Raw genomic sequence first — 17,866 nt, 5'->3', positions numbered from 1 at the left:
GCGTCCTCACAGGTACCGGAAGGCGCGGCGGTGGATGAGCCGCAGCAGCTGGTCGGTCGCGAGGCCGATGACGCCGATGAGCACGACGCCGGCCATCACTTCGGGGGTCTTCATGTAGCGGCGCGCCGCCCAGATCACGAAGCCGAGCCCTGAGTCCGCGGCCACGATCTCGGCGATGATCAGGTAGGTCCAGCACCAGCCGAGGGTGATGCGCAGGTTGTCGACGAGCCCCGGCAGCATGGCGCGGAAGGCGACGTCCTTCAGCACCTGGCCCTGGTTCGCGCCGACGGTGTAGGCGATCTCGACGTACTCCTGCGGCACGCGGCGCATGTCGTCGGCCACCAGCAGCACCAGCTGGAAGAAGGTGCCGAGCCACAGCAGGAAGATCTTGGTCTCCTCGCCGACGCCGAACCAGATGATCGCGAGCGGCACCAGCGCCGGGACCGGCAGGTAGCGGATGAAGTCGATCGCGGGCTCCAGCGCCGCGCCGATCACCCGGTAGCCGCTCATCGCGACGCCGATCGGGATGGCGAGCATCGCCGCCAGCAGGAAGGCGCCCCAGACCCGGAGCGTGGAGACCCAGGCGTGCCAGAGCAGGTGCTGGTCCGAGAACATCCGGCCCATGGCCGAGAGGATCGCGGTTGGGGAGGGGAAGAACAGCGGCGTGGTGAGCCCGAGGCGGGCGACGAACTCCCAGACGAGCACAATCGCGACGCTGGCGCCGACCGCGATCGCCGGGCCCCACCCGCGCGGAAGCGGCGTCCTGAGCCGCAGAAGCCCGCGGGAGGCGCGCTTCCGGGGGCGCGCGACCGCCGCGGGGGACGCGGCGGCCTCGGGCCGGGAGATCGTCTCCGCCACCGCGCTCACTTCGCGCCGGAGATCGCGGCCATGACCGACGGGTCGATCTGCTGCTTGGCGTCGAGCTTCACGTCCGCCGACTTGTAGTCGAGGTTAAGCTGCATGACCGTGTCGAAGATCTCGTAGAGCTTGCCCGGCTTCTCGGGCGTCCCGAGCATCGCTGCGGTCGCCGCCTTGTCGGTGAACTCGAGGCTGGTGTCGAAGATCTCCTTCACCTCCTTGTCGCTGAGGTTGTAGTGCGGCGCCGCCAGCTTGATGAACTCCGCCGGGTCGCTCTTGTAGAGGTCGATCGCCTTGAAGATGCCCGTCAGGAAGTGCTGGTACTTGACCGGGTTCTTCTTCAGGTCGTCCTGCCGCACGTCGATGATGTCGACGACGATCTCGCTGTCTTTGGACGAGATCAGCAGCTTGCCGTTGCGCTGGGTCTGCGAGGAGATCGCCTGCGACATCACCGGCTCGTAGGTGCCGATCGCGTCGATGGAGCTGTCCGCGAACACAGCGACGGTGTCCTGCGTCATGATCTCCTTGATCTTCAGGTCGTCGAGGGTCATGCCCTCCTTCTTCAGCGCGAGCTGCAGCAGCAGGCGGGCCGGGATGTTGGGCTCGATCGCGACGGTCTTGCCCTTCAGCTCCTTGACCGAGCCGATCTTGCCGTCGGCGATCACGCCGTCGCCGCCGACGGACATGTCGATGGTGCCGATGATGACGCCCGGCGTGGAGGCGTCGCGCGGGCGGCCCTGGTGCTCGCCGACGGTGCGCATGTCGACCTCGACGTCGCCGCGCGTCATGGCGGCGAGCACGTTCGAGCGGTCGTCCTCGAACCGCATCTCGACCTCGATTCCGAGCTCCTTGAAGTAGCCCTTGTCGATGGCGACGAAGACCGGCGCGTAGCCGGTCCAGGTCGGGGCCAGCACGCGGATCTTGTTGTCCGCGGCGTGGGCCGTCCCCGCGAGGACGGCGAGCGACAAGGCGGCGGCGATCGTGATGCGCGTCATGCGGGCAAGCTCCGGGCGGGGACGATGGCCGGATGCTTGCGCGATTTCATATCGACGGAAATCATGAATGTTGAAATCTTACATCGAGGAATGTCGATGTAAGATCGGTCACTGGCGAACCTCAGGGAGCCGCATCGCATGCGCCGGCTGGACAACATCGATCTCAGGCTGCTGCGCGTGTTCGTGGCGCTGGCGGAGGCCGGCAGCTTCGCGGACGCGCAGGTCGTCCTGAACCTGTCGCAGTCCACGCTCTCGACGCACCTCGCCGCGCTCGAGCGCAACATGGGCGGGCAGCTCTGCGAGCGTGGCCGCAGCGGCTTCCGGCTGACGCCGTTCGGCCAGTCGACCTACGCCGCGGCGAAGCGCCTGTTCGAGGACATCGACGCCTTCCAGAGCCGCGTCGGCAGCGACCGCCAGCGGCTCGTCGGGCGCCTGCGGGTGGGCATCATCGACGGCGTGGTGACCAACCCGAAGCTCGGCCTGCAGACCGCCTTCAGCCGCTACATGGACTACGCCTCGGAGGTGTTCGTCGACCTGGAGCTCGGCACGCCGCTGGAGTTGGAGCAGGCGCTGATGGACGGGCGGCGCGACGTCATCATCGGCCCGTTCTCGCAGAAGGCGCCGGGCGTCGCCTACGCGCCGCTCTGCCGGGAGCCGCACGCGCTCTACTGCGGCGCGGGGCACCCGCTGTTCGGCGTGAGGGACGTCCGCCACGCCGACATCGAGGCGGCGCTGTTCTCGGTCCGGCGCTACCGGCACCTCGACGATCTCTACCGGGTCAATCACCCGCGGGCGAGCGGCTCGATCCTGCACATGGAGGCGCAGGCCATGCTGATCCTGTCCGGCCGCTTCATCGGCTACCTGCCGCGCCACATCGGCGACGACTGGGCCTCGCGCGGCCAGATGAAGGCGATCAAGGCCGAGAGCTACGGCTTCGAATCCCAGCACTTCGTGGCGACGCGCCGGCTGAAGGGCGACGCGCCCCATGTCGACGCCTTCGTGGAGGAGCTGAAGCGCCAGTCGGCCGAGACCAGCGCGCTCGAAAAGCGCGCCGGCCGGCAGGCCTCGGCCCCGGCGGCCTGAGGACGGGGCGTCTGCGTAACAGAGCCGCTGTTGCGGCTCGCCGCGGGCGAGGGGACAAGCGAGGCCGCGTGTCCCGGCGAAAGCCGGGACCCAGACGCCCGCCGGCGTCGCAGGATGCTCGACCGCGTCCCGGACTGTCTGGACGCGTTGGCGTTTCTGGGTCCCGGCTTTCGCCGGGACACGATGGCGAGCGTCCCTCGACGGCCCGCGTTTGTGCTCAGCTCACCGCGGCGTAGCCGTCGCGGCGGGGGTCGCTCGCCGCGGCGTAGCCCTCGACGCCCGGATCGCCCATGCGCCAGATGAACTGGCCGGCGCCGAAGTCCTGGTAGCTGTCCTCGATCACGCTCATCTCGTGGCCGCGCGCCGAAAGCCCCGCGATCGTCTCCGCCCGCATCGTCGCCTCGACGTTGATGTCGAGCCCGGCGTTGAAGCGCCAGCGCGGCGCGTCGCAGGCGGCCTGCGGGTTCTGGGCGTAGTCGATCATCCGCACCAGCGTCTGCATGTGCCCCTGCGGCTGCATGTTGCCGCCCATCACGCCGAAGCTCATGACGGGCTGGCCATCCTTGGTGAGGAAGCCGGGGATGATGGTCTGGAACGGGCGCTTGCCCGGCGCCACCACGTTCGGGCTCGCGGGATCGAGGTGGAAGCCGTGGCCGCGGTTCTGCAGCGACAGGCCCCATTCGGGCAGGCAGACGCCGGAGCCGAAGCCCATGAAGTTCGACTGGATGAAGCTCACCATCATGCCGCTCTCGTCGGCCGCGGTGAGGTAGATCGTGCCGCCCTTCACCGGGTTTCGCGGCGCGAAGACCTGCGCGCGGCGCGGGTCGATCAGCTTCGCGGCCTCCGCCAGATGGGCGTCGTCGAGCAGCTGCGCCGGCGTCACCCGCATGTGGGCGAGGTCGGCCACATGGGCGTAGGTGTCGGCGAAGGCGAGCTTCATCGCCTCGATCTGCAGGTGGTTGGCGTCCACCCCGTCCGCCTCCATCTCCGCCAGATCGAAGTGCGAGAGAATGCCGAGAGCGATCAGGGCGGCGATGCCCTGTCCGTTCGGCGGGATCTCGTGGACCGTGTAGCCGCGGTAGGTCTTGGCGATCGGCTCGACCCATTCCGGGCGGAAGGCCGCGAGGTCCGCGACCGTCATCGCGCCGCCGTTCGCGGCGGCGTGGGCCGCCATCGCCTCGGCGATCTCGCCCCGGTAGAACGCGTCGCCCCTGGTCGCGCCGATCGCGCGCAGCGTGCGCGCGGCCCCCGGCAGCGTCACCAGTTCGCCCACCTCCGGCGCGCGCCCGCGCGGCAGGAACAGCTCGGCGAAGCCGGGCGCGCCGGCGAGGTCCCGGACCTTCGCGGCGGCGTCCCATTTCTGCTGCACGACGGTCGGCGCGAGGTAGCCGCGCTCGGCGATCTCGATCGCGGGCTCCAGCACTTCCTCCAGCGGCAGCGAGCCGAAGCGCTCGCTGAGCGCGACCCAGGAGCCGACCGCGCCCGGCACGGTGACGCTGTCCCACCCGCGCATCGGCGGCCGCGCGCGGCCCTCTCCGTATTTCGCGGCGAAGTAGTCCGGCGTCCAGGCCGCCGGCGCCCCGCCCGACGCGTTGAGGCCGTGCAACTGCTTTCCGTCCCACAGGATGCAGTAGGCGTCGGAGCCAAGGCCGTTGCTGCAGGGCTCCACCAGCGTCATCACCGCGGCCGAGGCGATCGCGGCGTCCACGGCGTTTCCGCCCTGGTGCAGCATCTTGAGCCCCGCCTGCGCCCCGAGCGGGTGCGAGGTCGAGACCACGTTCCGCCCGAACACGGGCATGCGGCGCGACGGATAGCCCGCGGTCCAGTCGAAGTGGGTCATTGGATCCTCGTTCCGGTCTGCGTGGTCACGTCATCCCGTCCTCAGACGTCCCGCCCGAACACCGCGGCGAGGCGGGCCTGCGCGGGGGCGAGGTCGAGGCCGCGGCCGGCGATCCAGGCGTCGTCGAACAGGGTGGAGCGGTAACGCTCGCCGCTGTCGCAGAGCAGCGTCACGATCGCGCCGTCGCGGCCCGCCGCCTGCATTTCCTCGATCAGCGTCAGGCAGGCCCAGACGTTGGTGCCGGTGGAGCCGCCGCAGGGGCGGCCGAGAATGTCGCTGACGAGCCGGGCGGCGGCGACGCTCGCGGCGTCCGGCGCGACGATCATCCGGTCGACGAGCTCCGGCACGAAGGACGGCTCCACCGTCGTGCGGCCGATGCCCTCGATCACGCTGTCGCAGCGCTCGACCCGAGTCACCGAGCGCTCGGCGTAGTGGCGGTGGAACACCGAGCTTTCCGGGTCCGCCACGCAGAGGGAGGTCGAGAGCTTGCGGTAGCGCAGGTAGCGCCCGATCGTCGCCGAGGTGCCGCCGGTGCCGGCGCCGCAGACCACCCAGTCCGGGACCGGGCGGTCCTCCAGCGCGAGCTGCGCGAACATCGTCTCGGCGATGTTGTTGTTGCCGCGCCAGTCCGTCGCCCGCTCGGCGTAGGTGAACTGGTCCATGAAGTGGCCGCCGATCTCCGCCGCCAGCCGGCGCGCCTCGCCGGAGACGTCGCCATGGTCGACGAGATGCGGCCGGCCGCCGTGGAACGCGATCGCCGCGATCTTCTCGCGCGAGGTCGACCGCGGCATCACCGCGACGAAGCTGAGCCCCAGCAGCCGGGCGAAGTAGGCCTCCGAGATCGCGGTCGAGCCGGAGGAGGACTCGACGATCGGCGTGTCCGGTCCGATCCAGCCGTTGCAGAGCGCATAGAGGAACAGCGACCGCGCCAGCCGGTGCTTGAGGCTGCCGGTGGGGTGGCTGGACTCGTCCTTGAGGTAGAGCGCGATGCCGGGCGCCTTCGGCAGTTCGAGCCGCAGCAGATGGGTGTCGGCGGAGCGGGCGCTCTCGGCCTCCAGCCGCGCGATCGCCTGCGCCACCCAGGCGCGGCGGCAGGGCTCGGAGGTCGTGGCGGCGGAGGCGGGGGTCGCGGCGGTCAGCATGGGAGCACGCTCGACGTTGCCCCCGTCCCCCTTGCGGGGAGGGGCCGGGGGTGGAGGCGTCGCGCTCCGGTCTCGGACGCAGCGCGGCGGAGGCCGATGATCACCTTCACGACCCCCTCAGCTCCGCCTCGGCGCGGGCCTTGAGGGCCGCGCGGTCGATCTTGTTGGTGGAGGCGAGCGGCGTCTGGTCCAGGAACCACACCCGGCGCGGATGCTGGTAGGCCGGGGCGTTCGCGAGGGCGAAGGCCTTGAGCGTCGCCTCGTCGAGGCTGGAGCCCGGCCGGCGCACCACGAAGGCGACCGGCTTCTGGCCCTTGATGTCGTCCTCCACCGGCACGACGCTCGCCTGCAGCACGTCGGGATGGGTCTCGAGCATGGTCTCGACCTCGCCCGGGAAGATGTTCTCGCCGCCGGAGACGAACATGTCGTCGACCCGGCCGACGAAGAAATAGAACCCATCGGCGTCGCGCCGGAACACGTCGCCGGAGTCGTAGAACCCGTCCGCCAGGATCGGCGAGCGCACGTCCGGCCGCTCATGATAGCCCAGCATGATCGCCGGGCTCTTCATCTGCAGCACGCCGAGGTCGGGGGCGTCGGGGCCGACGAGGCGGACCTCCACGCCCGGATGCGGGCGGCCGACCGATCCGGTCGGGGCCGCGCCGTCGGGGTCCGAGAACACCACGGGGCCGCCCTCGGTGGTGCCGTAGGCGTTGATGATGCGGGCGTTCGGCAGCAGCGCGCGGGTCTGGGCCGCGAGCGCGTCGTTCACCGGCGCGGAGCCCATGCGCACCACCCGGACGCTGGAGAGATCGGCGCCGGCGAGCGCTTCCTTCTCGCGCAGCATCATGGCGATCATCGGGGGCACCGCGGTCGCCCAGGTCGCGCGATGGCGGTCGATCGCGGCGATGTAGGCCCTGGCCTGGAACTGCGGCAGCAGCAGCACCGTCGCCCCGCTCGCCAGCGCCAGCAGGGCGTTGGCCAGCGCGTTCATGTGGTAGAGGGGCGCCGCGATCAGCATGCGTTCGCCGGCGAGGTCGTCGTCGGCCATGCGCGTGCGCACCACCCAGAGATGGCTGGCGTGGCTGAGCCGGACGCCCTTCGGCCGGCCGGTGGAGCCGGAGGTGAACAGCATCATCGCCGCCTCGTCCGGCGCCGGATCGACGGGCGCGAACGGGCCGGGATCGAGCCAGCCGTCGAGTTCGGTTTCGAGCGACGCCACGGGGACCCCCGCCGGCGCATGGTCGAGGCGCTCCGCGTCGCAGAACACCACCTTCGCGCCGCTGTCGGCGACGATCTGGGCGATGGTCGCGTCCGGGAACTTGAAGTTCAGCGGGACGGGCACGACCCCCGCCCGCATCGCCCCGAGAAGAAGCGCGACGGTGTCGGGCCGGTTCGCCGCCAGGATCGCGACGCGGTCGCCGCGATGGATCCCGTGGGCGGCGAGGCCGCGGGAGAAGGCGTTCGCCATGGCGTCGAGGTCGCCGCGGGTGAGGAGGGTCTCGGAGCCGTCGAGCCCGATCCCGACGATCGCCGGGGCTGCGGCGTCGCCGGTCGCGGACAGGACGGCCCCGAGGTTGGTGACGGCGTTCATCGCAGGCTCCGGCAGGCGAGGGTGAGGTCGAGGGAGGGGATGGCGAGGGTCGCCGTCCCGTCGGACCCCGGTCCCGTCCAGTCGGCGCCGGGCGTGGCGGCGGCGCGCGCGGCGATCGCGTCGAGGCCGTCGAACGACAGCCCGAGCGTCGCGAAGCGCGGCCGGTCGCCCGGAACGACGTCGATCGCGAAATCATCGGCGAGGGCGACGGTGGCGGCGCCGTCCTCGGTTAACCCCGTGTTAACCCCGGCGGCCGCGGCGTAGGCCGCCGCGTCAGCCCGCGGTTCACCCGACGTCACCTCGATCCGGTCGAGCCGGACGAAGCCGTTGGGGTGGGTGAGCCACTCCGGCCGCCAGACCAGTTCGGGCGTCAGGTGCTCGCAGAAGTAGACCCGGCCGGCGGGAAACCGCGCCGCGGGAACCCGGACGGTGCGGAACCGCGCGTCGAGAACCTGGCCGTCGATCTCCACCGGCCGCGAGAACGCGACCGGCGGGGAGGGGGCGAGGCCGGCGGCTCCGAGCCGGGCGTAAGTCGCGTCGGCGTCGTCGCTTTTCAGCACGAGGCCGTTGAGGCCGAAGGGGCTGTCCAGCACCTCCTGGCGCTGCTTGCCCTCAGTGGGAACGCCGACCAGCTCGAGATAGCCGCCCGGCGTCATCATCAGGTGGTTGATGGAGCCCAGCGAATGGCGGCCGAGCGGCGTCAGCTGGAAGCCGAGCGCGGCGAAGATCGCCGCCGCCCCGTCCATGCCGCGCAGCACGTTGACGACCACATGGTCGAGCGCCGCCGCCGTCCCGTCCGCCATCGCCTCAGGCCCTCACTTCGGCGTCGCGGTCATGTAGACGCCGCGGCCGCTGGCGAGCAGTCGGCCTTCGGAATCAAGCACTTGCGCCTCGGCGACCGAAAGCGTGCCGCCGAACTTCACGACCTTGCCCTTCGCCGTCAGGTCGCCCTGCATGGCGGCGCGGTGGTAGTCCACGCGCAGGTCCACCGTCGGCACGCCGCGGCCGGTCTTCGAGACCAGCGCCCAGTCGGCCGTAAGGTCGATCAGGGTGGCGAGGATGCCGCCGTGGACGTAGCCGCGCTCGGCGTTGACGACCCATTCCGGCCGCCAGGTCGCGGTCAGCTCGATCTCGCCGTCGCCGACCGAGACGACCTTGAGGCCGAGCCACTGGTGGAAGGGCCCGCGCAGCAGCTTCTCCTCGACCTCGGCTGCGGTGATCATCGGCTTGGTCTCGCTCGTGTTTTCGGCGCTCATGGCGTCACCACGATCTTGCCCATGACCTCGCGGTCGCGGATCATCCGGAGGCCTTCCGCGGCCTCTTCCAGCGGCAGCTCCTTGTCGACCACCGGCTTCAGCGTCCCCTCCTGGATCATGTCCATGAGCGCCGCGAGGTCGTCGTCGTAGAAGCTGTTGGAGCCGATGATCTTGAGCTCGAAGCTCCAGATGTAGCGGAGGTCTTCCTTCGGGTCGTGGCCCGCGGTCGCGCCGCAGGTGAGGATCGTGCCGCCGCGCTTCACGCACTTCAGCGAGGGCGCCCAGGTGTCGCCGCCGGTGAAGTTGATGACGACGTCGACGCCGCCTTCGTAGCTCCGGCGCTGCGGCTTGCCGTACTGCTGGATGGCCCAGCGCGAGAAGTCGGTCTCGCGGTAGTTCACGACGTGGTCGGCGCCCAGCTCCTTCAGGCGCGCCATCTTGTCGTCGCTGCCGGCGCAGGCGATGACCTCGCAGCCGAGTTGCTTCGCCAGCATCACGCAGCCGGTGCCGACGCCGCCCGAGGCGCCGAGGATCAGCACCTTGTCGCCGGCCTTCACCGTCTTGTGGGTCACGAGCATGCGGTGCGCGGTGCCGTAGGCGACCGGCAGCGAGGCCGCGTCGACGAAGCTCACCTTGTCCGGCATGCGGATCAGCTGGCCGGCCGAGACCTTGCAGTACTGCGCCATGCCGCCGTCGAGCATTTCGCCCATCAGGCCCTTGTTGGGATAGAGCGGGTTGACCAGCACGCGGTCGCCCACGCTCCAGCCCTCGACGCCGTCGCCGACCTCGGTGATCTCGCCGGCCATGTCGAGGCCGATGATCACCGGCAGCGGCACCTTGATGCCCGGCATGCCCTTCACGGTGAAGACGTCGTGGTAGTTGAACGAGGAGGCGCCGACGCGGATCACCACATGGCCGGCGTCCGCGGTCGGGACGGGGTAGTCGTCCACGACCACGAGGTCGGAGACGTCGCCGTGCTGCTTGAGCAGAAGGGCCTTCATTGTCTTGGGCATTGGGTCGCTTTCTCTTGTGCGGCGCGTTTCGCGCTTGTCGTTTGGCGTTGAAGCCGCGGTCAGGCCGTCACTTGACGGCCTTGGACGCCTCGTAGGGCGCGGTGGCGAGGGCGGCGTCGGGCAGCTCGCCCTTGACCGCGCCGATGGTCTTGAACACGTCGAACTCAGCCTTGAGCGAGGCGACGTCGGCGGGCTCCATGCTGACGGTGTAGATCCCGTCCCAGAGCGCGGCGTAGGCCTTGGCGTCCTCGTCCTTCATGTTGGCGGCGGCGGCGAGGGCCATGGCGACCGCCGTCTTGTCCGATTTGCCGAACTCGTAGGCGTTGCGCATGCCGGCGATCACCTTCGCCGCAGCCTCCGGGTTCGCCTTCAGCCAGTCGTTGCGCATGACGCCGACGCCGAGCACCGGCGGCGCGGGCTGCTTGGTGATCTTGGTCCACTCCTCGCGGAAGGTGCCGATCTTGCGGAGCTTGACGTCCTTGAGCAGGGCGATCGTCACTGTGCGCAGCGCCGCGGCGTCGATGTCCTTCTGCACCAGGAACTGCGCCAGCCGCGGGTCGTTGCCGGGCACCGCCTCGTACTCGCCGGCCTTGATGCCGTAGTTGGTCGCGAGGATCGCCGAGGTGATGGCGGCGGTGGCGCTGCCGGCCGGCGAGCCGCCGACCTTCTTGCCCTTCAGGTCCGCCATGGTCTTCACGGGCGAGTCCTCGGGCACCACGAAGTCGAGCTCCGCGACCTGGGTCGCGAGCACGATCGACAGCGGCAGGCCGTCGACCGCGACGCTGAAGGCGCCCGCCGCCGGAGCGCCGATCGCGAAGTCGATGGCGCCGGCCGCCAGCGCCTTGGTCGGGGCGTTCACATCCGGGAACTTGAGGTATTCGACCTCGAGCCCCTGCTTTTCCATGAACTTGCCGGTCTCCAGCACCGCGCCGAAGCCGAGGCTGACGCCCGAGCTCCAGTAGCCGATGCGGACCTTTTCGGCCTGCGCGGGGGCGGCCGCGACGAGAGCCGCGGCGAAGGCGGCGGCGAGGACTGCGATGCGCTTCACGGTGAAAGCTCCACGGACGGGGTTGAGCGGGCGGCGGGCGGTCACGACGCCTCGGCCTGCTTCTTCCAGCGGAAGAGGCGGGCTTCGAGCGGCTTGAGGACGAGGGCTTCGAGGGCGAGCATCAGCGCGACCAGCGTCAGCGTCCAGGCGAACACCTGGTCGGTCTGCAGCAGGTCGGCGGCCTGCTTGAGGCGGACGCCGACCCCGCTCGAGGCGCCGAGCGTCTCCGCCACGAGACTGACGCGCGCGCCGAAACCGAAGGCGAGGCGGGCCGACGAGAAAAACAGCGGCAGGATCGTCGGCAGGTAGATCTTGGTCAGCACCTGCGCCTGCGACATGCGGAAGGTGCGCGCGAGCTCCACGAAATCGGCGTTCACCGTCCGGGTGCCCTGCCAGACCGTGGTCAGGATCAACGGCATCGCGGTCATGAACACCACGAAGATCGTCGTCCAGTTCGACAGGCCGAACCAGATCAGCGCGAAGATCGCCCAGATCGCCGACGAGACGGTGGTGATCAGCGTCAGCACCGGCTCGAAGAACTCGCCGAGCGTCTTGCTCGCGCCGAGCACGAGGCCGACCACGACGCCGAAGATGGCGGCCAGCGCGAAGCCCGTGACGATGCGCTCGAAGGTGACGCCGAGGTCCTTCCAGAAGGTCGGGGAGGCGACCAGCGTCGTCCAGGCCTCCCAGACGCGCATCGGGCTCGGCAGCACGAAGGGCGGCGCGCCGAGCGACGCGACCTGCCAGATGGCGAGCAGCGCCACGAGCAGCGCGAGACGGAGCGCGGCGAGCTTCAGCCGGCGGTCGCGCGCGGCGCCCGGGACGGGCTTCGGCCGTCCGTCGTCGACGGGGGCTGCGGGTGAGACGGGAACTGCGCTCATGGTCACAGGCTCCGGCGCAGCAGGCGCGCCTGCTCGGCCACGTCGGGCGAGAGCGGATCGCGGGGGTAGGGCAGGCGGATCTCCTGCGTCTCGCGCACGCGGCCGGGACGGGGGTTCAGCACCACGACCTTGTCCGCCAGCACCACCGCTTCCTCCACGTCGTGGGTGACGAACACGATCGTCATGCCCATCAGCTCCTTGATGCGCAGCACCTCGTCGTGCATCTGCGTCCGGATCGACGGGTCGAGCTTCGAGAACGGCTCGTCCATCAGCAAAATCTGCGGCCGCGTGACGAGGCTGCGGGCGAGCGCCACACGGCTCCGCATGCCGCCGGACAGTTCGTGCGGATAGGCGTCCGCGAAGCCGGACAGGCCGACCAGCGCCAGCGTCTCCGTCACCCGCTCGCGGCGCTCCGGCCGGGCTACGCCCGCGGCCTCCAGCCCGAAAGCCACGTTCTGCGTGGCGGTCCGCCAGGGCAGCAGCCGGTCCTCCTGGAACATGTAGGTGAGCGAGCGCCAGTCCTCGAAGGCGCTCGCCTTCACGCCGTTCAGGAACACGCAGCCGCGGTCGGGCGTCACCAGCCCGGCGATGATGTTGAGCAAGGTGCTCTTGCCGCAGCCCGAGGCGCCCACGATCGCGACGATGGCCTTTTCCGGCACGTCGAGGTCGATGTTCTGCAGCACGTGGAGGCTTTCGCCGTCCCGGCGCGGAAACCATTTGCTGACCGACTGAACCTTCACCACGGACATCGGCGGCTCAACCGTTCGAGACATGGGCTGAGGGAGCGAGCGGGGCGCCGGTCGCGCGCAGACTGGCGACGACTTTTTCCATGGTCATGTCCCGGAACGTCTCCACGTGCCGGCGCGCCACCTGCTCCGCGGCGTCGGCGTCGCCGGCGGTCAGGTGCTCGATCAGGAGCGTGTGGTCGCTCTCGATGTTGGGGCGCACGCGCTGCACCCCGAAGCCCAGCGCGACCACGCGCGTCATCTCGTCGAGCAGTCCGGACAGCGTGCGGCAGAGCCGTTCGTTCCCTGACGCGACCGCGATCGCCATGTGGAAGCTCCGGTTCGCCTCCATGAAGAAGTCGATCTGGTTGCCGACATCGGCCGGCATCTTGCCACGGCAGGCCTGCTCCAGCCGCTCGAGCTGCGCGCGGTTCACGCGCCCCGCCGCCGCCCGCGCCGCCAGCGGCTCCAGCGCGATGCGCAGAGCGAAGATCTCGTCGACGTCCCTGGCGGTGACGGGCGCCACCCGGTAGCCGTGCCGGGGGATCGAAGAGATCAGACCGCTCTGCGTCAGGCGCTGGAGCGCGATGCGCAGGCTCGCCTTGCCGACCCCGAAGCGGTCCATCAGCTCCGGTTCGGTCACCCGCGCGCCGGGAAGGATCCGGCACGAGACGATCTCGCGGCGGATCAGGTCGTAGGCCTGGGCGCCCCTGAGCGTCGCCTCGGGCATCGCAATCTCCGCCGCCTGGCGCGGCGGTCGCTGCTCGTCTCTTGCGTCCGCCATGTGGCCGCTCCACCGGATGTCTGTGAGCAGCCTACGAGATCAATTTGGGATGCTCAAGGCTTCTTTCACCGCAAAGGGCGGGCGCGACATCGCTACGCAGGGCGTGGTCGCGGCGGGGGCTGGGCGAGGGCGTCAGGCCTCAGGCTGTGCAAAAACCCGACCCGCAGGTGGCCGCTGAACCCGACTTCTGAAATTCGGTCCGGGGTCCTTGCCATAAGGCCGGCCCGCCTCGCGGCGCCTTTCGGCGGGAGGTGCTCGCAGCCGCTCTTGGCGCGAACGGTCGGGCAACACCGGATGCTCGGGCCGTAGCCTTGCTCATCCTGGCAAAAGACCCGCCACACGATAGCTCTCGATCAGCGAGTCAAAGAGCGAGATATTCGAGCGACTCCGCGCGACGATTTGAGCGCCGGCGACAGCCGCGTAAATCGCACGAGCTCTTGCCTCGCTCTCCTCGGGCGTGACCACCTTCGCAGCCGTCAGCTCCTTGCTCAGCCAAGAGACGTTGACGTCGGCAAAGGATTGAACCTCCCTCAGCACCGCTTCGGGAAGCTCGTCATATTCGGTCGCCATGAAACTGCTGAGGCAGATCCGATTATCGCGCTCAAGCGACGCTCGGAAAATGTCGGGGTAACTGCGTAAGGCGGCGATCGGGCTTTGAGCCGCAGCTGAAATCGCGTCCAGCTCGCGGGCGATATCTTCCCAATAGCGCTTCGCAACCGCCTCGCCGAGCGCGGCCTTGTTGGCGAAGTAATAGTTTATGCTGGCGGCCTTGATGCCCACGGTCTGCGCCAGATCGCGGAAGTTTATGCCGCCGTAGCCATAAGCCATCGCCGCTTCCCGCGCCGCCATGAGGATCGCTTCCTTCGCATTCTCTTTCATTATCCTGCCTCATCGTGAATTGCCTACCATATGACAGATAGGGGTTGACGGAGCAAGATTCGAGTCGTACTGAATTGTCTGTCATCTGACAGGCAGGTGGCTTGCCAGCACGAAACGAGACACGCCATGACCGACAAGCTCAGGCTCTTCACCTCTCCCTCGGCCTTTCCCAACCCGCAGCGTTTGCGTATTTTTATGCATGAGAAAGGCATCGCCGATCAGTTCAATGAAACGATCTACGATATGTCGCCGGTTGGCGAGCAGCGCGGCTGGAAACACCTCAAGATGAACCAATGGGGCGAGACCCCGACCTTAGCGCTTGCGGACGGTTCCTTCCTCAGCGAGACCTCCGCCATTGCGCGTTACCTCGACGACACCTTCGACGGTCGAAAGATCATGGGCGCGACGCCCCACGAGCGCGGCCTCGACCAAATGTGGGACAACCGGGTGTGGGTGCACATCCTCTATCCCATCGTCACCGCCTTCCATGTGCTGCATCAGGGGCTCGGGCCGAAGCTGGAACTGACCAGCAATCCGGCGTGGGGCGAGCATTCCCGCAAGGTGGCGCTGGCTCACGCCGCGCTTGTCGATCGCCATCTGGCGGATGGCCGCGAGTGGTTGCTGGGCGGCGACGCGCCGACTTTCTCGGATATCACGATGGCGACCGCGATCGCGTTCTCGAAGTTTCCGGTGAACGCCACCCCGCTCGATGAGCGCTTCGAGCACATCGATGCTTTCTGGCGGCGCTGGCAGCGCCGGCCGGCTTTTCTGGCCGCCTACGCCGACCGGAACAGTGGCGTGCCCGAGCTCGATAATCGGGCCTGAAACACTCAACTCCCTCGACCGACGCCTCATCCGAAACTCAACGTGACGGAGGCTACAATGCCGTTCGCACGCATCGACCTGATCCAAGGCAAAACCCCGGAATACCGCGCCGCCGTGGCCGACATCGTCTACAGAGGCGTCATCGATATCCTGAAGGCTCCCGACGGCGACCGCTTCGTGGTTGTCGGCGAACACACCGCCGAAAACCTAATCTATGATTTCAAGTTCTTCGGCTTCAGTCGGTCCCCTGACTGCATGCTGATCCAGGTAACCAGCACCGTCGGAAACGAGAGAGAGACTAAGTTCGCCTTCTAACCGGTTCATCGCCGACGAGCTGAAAACCAAGCTGGCCGTCCGTCCAGACGACATCATGATCAACATGGTCTTCGTGGACAAAGAGGACTGGTCGTTTGGCGACGGCCAGCCCTGGTGAATGGCTGAATCTGAACTGCAACGGTGAGGCGGAGACAAAGCCTCCGTCATTCCAACACGCGGCTCGCGTTCACACGCCTTGCTGCATGCGGGCCGCCGGTCGGTCCGGAGGGGCTTTGTCAGTTTTCAGCCGGGATGCTGCGACCCGCACGCTTCCCACGCTGGAAGCGGCGGGTCGCAGCGCGCCGCAGGTCAGGCGACGTCGAAGCGATCGAGGTTCATCACCTTGGTCCAGACCCCGACGAAGTCCTTCACGAACTTCTCGGTGGCGTCGGAGGCGGCGTAGACCTCGGCCAGGGCGCGCAGCACCGAGTTCGAGCCGAAGACGAGATCGGCGCGGCTCGCCGTCCCGGTCGTCTCGCCGGTCTTGCGGTTGGTCCCGACGAACGTGGTCTTCGCGTCGTCCGAGGCCGTCCACTTCGTGTCCATCGAGAGCAGGTTCACGAACACGTCGTTGGTGAGCTGACCCGGCTTGTCCGTGAGGACGCCCCGCGTGTCGCCGCCGACATTGATGTTGATCGCGCGCAGGCCGCCGAACAGCACCGTCAGCTCGGGCGCGGTCAGGGTCAGCAGCTGCGCCTTGTCGATCAGGGCCACCTCGGCGCGCTTGGTGTTGGACTTCTCGTAGTTGCGGAAGCCGTCGAGCTCGGGCTCCAGCCACTGGAAGCTGTCGACGTCGGTCTCGTCCTGCCGGGCGTCGGCGCGGCCCGGCGTGAACGGCACGGTCACCAGATGTCCGGCCGCCTTCGCGGCCTTCTCCACGCCCGCGTTGCCCGCGAGCACGATCAGATCCGCGATCGACACCTTCTTGCCGCCGCCGGCGTAGGCGTCGAACTCGGCCTTCACGCCCTCGAGCACGCCAAGCACGCGCGCCAGCTGCTCGGGCTGGTTGACCTCCCAGTCCTTCTGCGGCGCGAGGCGGATGCGGGCGCCGTTCGCGCCGCCGCGCTTGTCGCCGCCGCGGAAGGTCGAGGCCGAGGCCCAGGCGGTTCCCACCAGTTCGGAGACGGTGAGCCCGGACTCGAGGATCTTGGCCTTGAGGGTCCCAGCGTCCGCCTCGTCGATCAGCGGGTGGTCGACGGCCGGGATCGGATCCTGCCAGATCAGCACTTCCTTCGGGACTTCCGGCCCGATGTAGCGCGCGCGCGGGCCGAGGTCGCGGTGGGTCAGCTTGAACCAGGCGCGCGCGAAGGCGTCGGCGAAGGCTTGCGGGTCTTCGAGGAAGCGGCGGGAGATCTTCTCGTAAGCCGGATCGAAGCGCAGCGACAGGTCGGTCGTCAGCATCGTCGGCTTGATCTTCCGCGACGGGTCGTGCGCCATCGGGATGATCTCGGGGGCGTCCTTCGCCTCCCACTGGATCGCGCCCGCGGGGCTGCGCGTCTGGACCCATTCGAACTTGAACAGGTTCTCGAAGAAGAAGTTGCTCCACTGGACCGGCGTCTGGGTCCAGGTGACCTCGAGGCCGGAGCCGATCTGGTCGCCGCCGTGGCCCGCGCCGAAGCTGGAGCTCCAGCCGAGGCCCTGATCCTCGATGTCGGCCGCTTCCGGATCCGGGCCCTTGTAGGACTCGGCCGCCGCGCCGTGGGTCTTGCCGAAGGTGTGGCCGCCGGCGATCAGCGCGACGGTCTCCTCGTCGTTCATCGCCATGCGCCCGAAGGTCTCGCGGATGAACTCCGCGGCCGAGATCGGGTCGCCGTTACCGTCAGGCCCCTGCGGGTTGACGTAGATCAGGCCCATCTCGGTCGCGCCGAGGCCCTTCTCGAACTTGTCGAGCGTGCGGTGGGTGAGCCACTCGGTCTCGTTGCCCCAGTTGACGTCGCGATCCGGCTCCCAGGTGTCGGCGCGTCCGCCGGCGAAGCCGAAGGTGCGGAAGCCCATGCTTTCCAGCGCCACATTGCCGGTCAGGATCAGCAGGTCGGCCCAGGAGATCGCCTGGCCGTACTTCTGCTTGATCGGCCACAGCAGGCGGCGCGACTTGTCGATGTTAACGTTGTCCGGCCACGCGTTGAGCGGGGCGAAGCGCTGCTGGCCGCGACCGCCGCCGCCGCGGCCGTCCGCGAGACGGTAGGTGCCGGCGGCGTGCCACGACATGCGGACGAACTGCGGGCCGTAATGACCGAAGTCCGCCGGCCACCAGTCCTGGCTGTCGGTCATCAGCTTGCGCAGGTCGTTCTTCAGCGCATGGTAGTCGAGCTTCTTGAAGGCCTCGCGGTAATCGAACGCGGGATCAAGCGGATCGGACTTGGACGAATGCTGGTTCAGGAGGTCGACGGGCAGGGTGTTGGGCCACCAGTCGGGGTTCTGCCTCGGGCCGCCGTGAGCGACCGGGCATTTTCCGGCGTTGTCCTCGGTCTTCGCGTCCATGACTTCCTCCGATCGTGGTCAGCGCGGCTCCGGGCCGGGCCGGCGCCGAGCTCCGCTGACGCTCTGCGGTTCGCCGCAGGCTTTCGAGGCCGTGTCTTACCAAAACCCCTTCATTATTTTAATTCCGATTTCCTGATCGCGACGATAAGC

General features: G+C 68.8%; 18 protein-coding genes. 4 read left to right on the top strand and 14 right to left on the bottom strand.

Annotation, left to right across the window (positions count from 1 at the left end; genetic code table 11):
• Positions 1 to 6: 6 nt before the first annotated feature.
• Both JOD31_RS19730 and JOD31_RS05485 read right to left on the bottom strand, forming a co-directional pair.
• The gene (locus JOD31_RS19730) at positions 7 to 858 is read right to left on the bottom strand and encodes an ABC transporter permease (RefSeq protein WP_204949243.1); all 852 of its coding nucleotides are present in this window, start codon (positions 856 to 858) and stop codon (positions 7 to 9) included.
• Between the two features lie 5 nt (positions 859 to 863).
• Entirely contained in the window at positions 864 to 1,853 is a 990-nt protein-coding gene (locus tag JOD31_RS05485; protein WP_204949242.1) for an ABC transporter substrate-binding protein, read from the bottom strand.
• Between the two features lie 138 nt (positions 1,854 to 1,991).
• On the opposite strand from JOD31_RS05485, the gene JOD31_RS05480 reads away from it, so the two are divergent.
• Entirely contained in the window at positions 1,992 to 2,936 is a 945-nt protein-coding gene (locus JOD31_RS05480; protein WP_204949241.1) for a LysR family transcriptional regulator, read from the top strand.
• A 217-nt stretch (positions 2,937 to 3,153) separates the two neighbouring features.
• Here JOD31_RS05480 and JOD31_RS05475 read toward each other — a convergent pair whose 3' ends face one another.
• From JOD31_RS05475 to JOD31_RS05425, 11 genes are all read right to left on the bottom strand, one after another.
• Positions 3,154 to 4,776 carry a gamma-glutamyltransferase family protein gene (locus JOD31_RS05475; RefSeq protein WP_204949240.1) on the bottom strand — a complete coding sequence of 541 codons (1,623 nt, stop codon included), beginning with the start codon at positions 4,774 to 4,776 and terminating at the stop codon, positions 3,154 to 3,156.
• A 41-nt stretch (positions 4,777 to 4,817) separates the two neighbouring features.
• Positions 4,818 to 5,918, bottom strand: coding sequence for a PLP-dependent cysteine synthase family protein (locus JOD31_RS05470; protein WP_204949239.1), 1,101 nt, complete (start codon positions 5,916 to 5,918; stop codon positions 4,818 to 4,820).
• Between the two features lie 106 nt (positions 5,919 to 6,024).
• Positions 6,025 to 7,509 carry a class I adenylate-forming enzyme family protein gene (locus JOD31_RS05465; RefSeq protein WP_204949238.1) on the bottom strand — a complete coding sequence of 495 codons (1,485 nt, stop codon included), beginning with the start codon at positions 7,507 to 7,509 and terminating at the stop codon, positions 6,025 to 6,027.
• Complete coding sequence (locus JOD31_RS05460; protein WP_204949237.1) at positions 7,506 to 8,312, bottom strand: VOC family protein; 807 nt, start codon at positions 8,310 to 8,312, stop codon at positions 7,506 to 7,508. The genes JOD31_RS05465 and JOD31_RS05460 overlap by 4 nt, the downstream gene beginning before the upstream one ends.
• Before the next feature lie 12 nt (positions 8,313 to 8,324).
• Positions 8,325 to 8,765, bottom strand: a complete 441-nt coding sequence (locus JOD31_RS05455; RefSeq protein WP_204949236.1) for a PaaI family thioesterase — start codon at positions 8,763 to 8,765, stop codon at positions 8,325 to 8,327.
• Positions 8,762 to 9,778, bottom strand: coding sequence for a zinc-binding dehydrogenase (locus JOD31_RS05450; protein ID WP_246482332.1), 1,017 nt, complete (start codon positions 9,776 to 9,778; stop codon positions 8,762 to 8,764). Before JOD31_RS05450 ends, JOD31_RS05455 begins: the two co-directional genes overlap by 4 nt.
• A gap of 67 nt (positions 9,779 to 9,845) precedes the next feature.
• Entirely contained in the window at positions 9,846 to 10,871 is a 1,026-nt protein-coding gene (locus JOD31_RS05445) for an ABC transporter substrate-binding protein (RefSeq protein ID WP_271206164.1), read from the bottom strand.
• Positions 10,868 to 11,707, bottom strand: coding sequence for an ABC transporter permease (locus JOD31_RS05440; protein WP_204949235.1), 840 nt, complete (start codon positions 11,705 to 11,707; stop codon positions 10,868 to 10,870). Before JOD31_RS05440 ends, JOD31_RS05445 begins: the two co-directional genes overlap by 4 nt.
• A gap of 2 nt (positions 11,708 to 11,709) precedes the next feature.
• Complete coding sequence (locus JOD31_RS05435) at positions 11,710 to 12,456, bottom strand: ABC transporter ATP-binding protein (protein ID WP_204949234.1); 747 nt, start codon at positions 12,454 to 12,456, stop codon at positions 11,710 to 11,712.
• 7 nt (positions 12,457 to 12,463) lie between these two features.
• Complete coding sequence (locus JOD31_RS05430; protein ID WP_246482331.1) at positions 12,464 to 13,216, bottom strand: GntR family transcriptional regulator; 753 nt, start codon at positions 13,214 to 13,216, stop codon at positions 12,464 to 12,466.
• Positions 13,217 to 13,531: 315 nt separating this feature from the next.
• Positions 13,532 to 14,095 carry a TetR/AcrR family transcriptional regulator gene (locus JOD31_RS05425; protein WP_204949233.1) on the bottom strand — a complete coding sequence of 188 codons (564 nt, stop codon included), beginning with the start codon at positions 14,093 to 14,095 and terminating at the stop codon, positions 13,532 to 13,534.
• A gap of 126 nt (positions 14,096 to 14,221) precedes the next feature.
• On the opposite strand from JOD31_RS05425, the gene JOD31_RS05420 reads away from it, so the two are divergent.
• The 3 genes from JOD31_RS05420 to JOD31_RS19615 are packed head-to-tail and all read left to right on the top strand — an operon-like array spanning position 14,222 to position 15,353.
• On the top strand, positions 14,222 to 14,920 hold the full coding sequence (locus JOD31_RS05420) for a glutathione S-transferase family protein (RefSeq protein WP_204949232.1): 699 nt from the start codon (positions 14,222 to 14,224) through the stop codon (positions 14,918 to 14,920).
• A 57-nt stretch (positions 14,921 to 14,977) separates the two neighbouring features.
• Complete coding sequence (locus JOD31_RS05415) at positions 14,978 to 15,235, top strand: tautomerase family protein (RefSeq protein WP_271206163.1); 258 nt, start codon at positions 14,978 to 14,980, stop codon at positions 15,233 to 15,235.
• Between the two features lie 7 nt (positions 15,236 to 15,242).
• Positions 15,243 to 15,353, top strand: coding sequence for a tautomerase family protein (locus JOD31_RS19615; protein ID WP_309299048.1), 111 nt, complete (start codon positions 15,243 to 15,245; stop codon positions 15,351 to 15,353).
• Positions 15,354 to 15,544: 191 nt separating this feature from the next.
• Here JOD31_RS19615 and katG read toward each other — a convergent pair whose 3' ends face one another.
• On the bottom strand, positions 15,545 to 17,716 hold the full coding sequence (gene katG / locus JOD31_RS05410; protein ID WP_204949231.1) for a catalase/peroxidase HPI: 2,172 nt from the start codon (positions 17,714 to 17,716) through the stop codon (positions 15,545 to 15,547).
• Between the last annotated feature and the right edge of the window lie 150 nt (positions 17,717 to 17,866).

The sequence above is a fragment of the Methylopila capsulata genome, from assembly GCF_016907975.1.
GTDB lineage: Bacteria > Pseudomonadota > Alphaproteobacteria > Rhizobiales > Methylopilaceae > Methylopila > Methylopila capsulata.
Note: the sequence above shows the minus strand (reverse complement) of the source record. Positions and strands in the feature narration are given on the sequence as shown.

Bases quoted from the DNA above. Each gene is read 5' to 3' on its own strand.
- JOD31_RS05485 (WP_204949242.1), bottom strand. From the start codon at position 1,853: ATGACGCGCATCACGATCGCCGCCGCCTTGTCGCTCGCCGTCCTCGCG.
- JOD31_RS05480 (WP_204949241.1), top strand. From the start codon at position 1,992: ATGCGCCGGCTGGACAACATCGATCTCAGGCTGCTGCGCGTGTTCGTG.
- JOD31_RS05475 (WP_204949240.1), bottom strand. From the start codon at position 4,776: ATGACCCACTTCGACTGGACCGCGGGCTATCCGTCGCGCCGCATGCCC.
- JOD31_RS05470 (WP_204949239.1), bottom strand. From the start codon at position 5,918: ATGCTGACCGCCGCGACCCCCGCCTCCGCCGCCACGACCTCCGAGCCC.
- JOD31_RS05465 (WP_204949238.1), bottom strand. From the start codon at position 7,509: ATGAACGCCGTCACCAACCTCGGGGCCGTCCTGTCCGCGACCGGCGAC.
- JOD31_RS05460 (WP_204949237.1), bottom strand. From the start codon at position 8,312: ATGGCGGACGGGACGGCGGCGGCGCTCGACCATGTGGTCGTCAACGTG.
- JOD31_RS05455 (WP_204949236.1), bottom strand. From the start codon at position 8,765: ATGAGCGCCGAAAACACGAGCGAGACCAAGCCGATGATCACCGCAGCC.
- JOD31_RS05450 (WP_246482332.1), bottom strand. From the start codon at position 9,778: ATGCCCAAGACAATGAAGGCCCTTCTGCTCAAGCAGCACGGCGACGTC.
- JOD31_RS05440 (WP_204949235.1), bottom strand. From the start codon at position 11,707: ATGAGCGCAGTTCCCGTCTCACCCGCAGCCCCCGTCGACGACGGACGG.
- JOD31_RS05435 (WP_204949234.1), bottom strand. From the start codon at position 12,456: ATGTCCGTGGTGAAGGTTCAGTCGGTCAGCAAATGGTTTCCGCGCCGG.
- JOD31_RS05430 (WP_246482331.1), bottom strand. From the start codon at position 13,216: ATGGCGGACGCAAGAGACGAGCAGCGACCGCCGCGCCAGGCGGCGGAG.
- JOD31_RS05425 (WP_204949233.1), bottom strand. From the start codon at position 14,095: ATGAAAGAGAATGCGAAGGAAGCGATCCTCATGGCGGCGCGGGAAGCG.
- JOD31_RS05420 (WP_204949232.1), top strand. From the start codon at position 14,222: ATGACCGACAAGCTCAGGCTCTTCACCTCTCCCTCGGCCTTTCCCAAC.
- JOD31_RS05415 (WP_271206163.1), top strand. From the start codon at position 14,978: ATGCCGTTCGCACGCATCGACCTGATCCAAGGCAAAACCCCGGAATAC.
- katG (WP_204949231.1), bottom strand. From the start codon at position 17,716: ATGGACGCGAAGACCGAGGACAACGCCGGAAAATGCCCGGTCGCTCAC.